We start from the raw sequence: 3,378 nt of genomic DNA on the forward strand, positions 1-3,378 counted from the left end.
ACTAACTATTTAATACATAACCTTAATCAACAGGTAAGAACGAAATAAGGGATGTTCATTATATTTTGTTTGTCAGATTGTAATAGAATCCAATTGATTCAAGAAGAAAAAAAGCGCCACAGAGAAATAGTGGCGCTAAGTATAACAAATATACTCAGGGAAATTGAATGTCAAGTAATTATATTCTTCAATGTCTTAATTAATATTTGTTATAAACATTATGAGTTTATTTTGAAAATCCTTATAGAATAATTAATATAAATACAATTCAAAAATATTATAGTATTGATTTCCTCCTGCAGTGCTAGGAGGAGTAAGCTTCATGATTATTGGCACCTAAACAATATGAAATTCTATTTAATTTATAACGATGCATTAGAATAATATATTATCGATTGTTTTATACGCACTATTTTGTGATTGAATAACAGATTCATTTCCTAGAGCTAGCCCTTCAGAGAAAATAAATTCAATCTCTTTAATTCCAATAAAATTAAGGATGAGGTTCATATAAGGTGTTAGTAAATCAGATGGAGTATCTTTGTAAATACCACCACGTGTAGTTAATATTATGGCCTTTTTACCTTCTATTAATCCTTGAGAACCTAATTCAGTATAACAAAACGTAATTCCAGCACGAATAACGAAGTCAAAATAGTTTTTTAGCTGAGTTGGAATATGAAAATTATACATGGGTGCTGCAATAACAATTAAATCATGTTCTTTTAACTCTAATATCAGTGAATTGGATAAATCTAATGCTTTTTTCTGTCGTTCGGTTAACTCAACATCATTTTTACATATTGCATCTAATAGCTCATTATCAAGAGTTGGAACTGGACTTTTAGCTAGATCTCTAATAGTGATATTATTTTCCGAGTTTTCATTCAACCATTTCTCGATGAAATAGTCTACCATTTTATTACTATTTGAATATTTATCTAGAATACTAGATTTAAGTATAAGAACTTTTCCCATTTTTTATTGCCTTATATAATATCTTTAATTTACTTCTATTTTAGGAAATAAATATATATTTATTTGATGAAATTATTAATAAAACTGTGGTTTACATAATCATCGTTCCAACGTTCGTGAGACTTAAAGCTACATAAACTCCGACCTAAATATCCAAATGGCTTAATATTAGGAATTTTAGATCCGACATTCCGCATATAATTCTGTGATATTTTAATTTATAAGTCAATGTGAATTTTTCATACATGAATTAATTCTTAATTTAAACAATAAATTATAAATGCGGTGCGGAATGTAGTTAGATGTTAAAACTAATCTAGTTATCTATCAACATTACACGGATAATGTTTTTAATTTTTATTAGTATCTATAGTAAAGTATTGAGTTATTAATATCCCAGAAAAAATCAGTATAACGCCTAATATTTTTCCTAGGTTTATTTCTTTAATAGGTAGTCCCATTAAACCAAAATGATCAATCAATATAGATATAATGATTTGACCTGCTATAACACAGATAATAAAGTTGGTTGATCCTAGTTTTGGAACTAAGATAAGAGCCGCAGTAATATATATAACCCCAGCAATACCACCAAACCAAGACCATATTGGCAAATTTACTGCTTGAGCGATCTGTGGTGTTGGTACTCTCATAGTTAATAATATTGGGATAACAGCTAGCAAACTAACTAAAAGTGATACTAAAGTTCCCCATAGAGGATGCCCTAAACCACGACCTAACGCAGCGTTAGCACTAGCTTGCAATGGCACTACAGCTCCAGCAAGAATTGCACTACACGCAAAAATAGTACTTGATATTGAAATAGGTGACATCATTGATATTACCTCAAATTAACATTAAACTGTGTACTTTGTATTTGACTAATAATTAGTTAGCCCTACAATTCAATGACACCATATGTTCAATAAGCTTGAAGATATGTGTTCATTCTTATATTTATTTATAATCATAGCTATTATGACTAACCAATCTCTTGAAATAAAATTAGTATATGCTTCTCCTGCCTGAACAAAAAATTTAGCTAATAGATAAACAAAAACATTTAAGCATGTAGCAATTATCGTTCATTCATGAAATGAATTGAAATTATTTTTTTGATATACAATTATTCAAATTATGAATGTTAATTACCTAGTGGTTATTACTTCAGCTCGCATCTGTCAGGATATGGGGAGAAAACGTAAACGGATATCGGTGCCAATTTGAACTATTTCAGCTAATTTGAGGGATGGTGAAAGCTCCAGAGATTCTGGGCATATATTAGCTACCATTGGTCTAGCTTGATCTCCAAGCAGTTTTGGAGATATATAAACGAGTAACTCATCAACTAGCCCTTTTTTAATCAGAGAACCAGTCAAAATCGGACCAGCTTCAACAAAAACATCATTTAGTCCTCGATTGCCTAGATAGTATCGTCATAAGTACTTTTATGTGATATAGCAGAACCAAAATAATATGACATAGCATCTAAATTCAAATGACAAGGCAGTATTGCTTATGAGGCATGTAGACTGCGTCAAGTTATACTGATTTAGCTATAATAAGATTATGTATTCCATAAATAGAGCGAGTTAACCATGAGTGCACCAGCATACCGCCGTCACGATATCTCCGATCATGTTTGGCATTTACTTGAGCCCCACTTACCCGGTCGACAGGGAGCTTGGGGACGTGTTGCTGACAACAATCGATTATTTATCAATGCGGTATTTTGGATTTTACGAACAGGTGCACCTTGGCGAGATTTACCGTCCGATTACGGTGACTGGAAAAATACGCATCGCCGTTTTTGCCGGTGGCGGGACAAAGGAATATGGGAAGGGTTACTCGAACAACTCATCGCTGAGCCGGATTTTGAGTGGTTAATGATTGATGCCAGCCACATTAAAGTTCATCCCCATGCGGCAGGTGCTAAAGGGGGTAATCAAGATATGGGGCGCACAAAAGGGGGCTCAACTCAAAGATACATTTGGCCGTGGATGCGCATGGTATGCCGGCCAGAGCGATTATTACAAGCGGTCCCACAGCTGATTGTTCACAAGCTGAATACTTGATTGAAGGGTTTGATGCAGAGCATTTATTAGCGGATCGAGGCTATGACAGTGATACCCTCGTTGAACAAGCGAAACACCAAGGTATGGTAGCGCAAATTCCCAGCCGCAAGAATCGCAAAGTTAAACGAAAATATGATCGGGAACTCTATCGACTCAGGCACTTGGTTGAAAACGCTTTTCTCCATCTGAAGCGTTGGCGTGGCATAGCGACCCGCTATGCCAAAAATAGTGCATCGTTTCTTGCCGCAGTTCAGATCCGTTGCCTTGCGCTTTGGTTAAATATCTCATGACGGCACTACCTAATACTACAGTCGTAATTGCTCTG

Annotated in this window: 3 protein-coding genes and 1 pseudogene; 1 reads left to right on the forward strand and 3 read right to left on the reverse strand. The window is 34.4% G+C overall.

Annotation, left to right across the window (positions count from 1 at the left end; all coding sequences use genetic code 11):
* Positions 1–375: 375 nt before the first annotated feature.
* The 3 genes and pseudogenes from H8A87_RS19535 to H8A87_RS19545 all read right to left on the reverse strand — a co-directional run.
* Positions 376–978 (reverse strand): FMN-dependent NADH-azoreductase, encoded by a 603-nt coding sequence (locus tag H8A87_RS19535; RefSeq protein ID WP_198691539.1) that lies wholly within the window; start codon positions 976–978, stop codon positions 376–378.
* A 350-nt stretch (positions 979–1,328) separates the two neighbouring features.
* The gene (locus H8A87_RS19540) at positions 1,329–1,814 is read right to left on the reverse strand and encodes a DMT family transporter (RefSeq protein ID WP_232370387.1); all 486 of its coding nucleotides are present in this window, start codon (positions 1,812–1,814) and stop codon (positions 1,329–1,331) included.
* A 345-nt stretch (positions 1,815–2,159) separates the two neighbouring features.
* A pseudogene (locus H8A87_RS19545) lies at positions 2,160–2,393 on the reverse strand (RibD family protein); the annotation flags it as partial.
* Positions 2,394–2,576: 183 nt separating this feature from the next.
* Here H8A87_RS19545 and H8A87_RS19550 point away from each other — a divergent pair.
* Positions 2,577–3,343 (forward strand): IS5 family transposase gene (locus H8A87_RS19550; protein WP_198691540.1). Its coding sequence is split into 2 segments (ribosomal slippage): positions 2,577–2,952 and positions 2,952–3,343, totalling 768 coding nucleotides; the frame shifts between segments, so codons are not numbered across the junction.
* Positions 3,344–3,378 lie beyond the last annotated feature (35 nt).

The sequence above is a fragment of the Xenorhabdus lircayensis genome, assembly GCF_016306625.1.
GTDB classification, from domain to species: Bacteria; Pseudomonadota; Gammaproteobacteria; order Enterobacterales; family Enterobacteriaceae; genus Xenorhabdus; species Xenorhabdus lircayensis.

Excerpts from the sequence above, each read along its gene's own strand:
- H8A87_RS19535 (WP_198691539.1), bottom strand. The coding sequence starts at position 978 with ATGGGAAAAGTTCTTATACTTAAATCTAGTATTCTAGATAAATATTCA.
- H8A87_RS19540 (WP_232370387.1), bottom strand. The coding sequence starts at position 1,814 with ATGATGTCACCTATTTCAATATCAAGTACTATTTTTGCGTGTAGTGCA.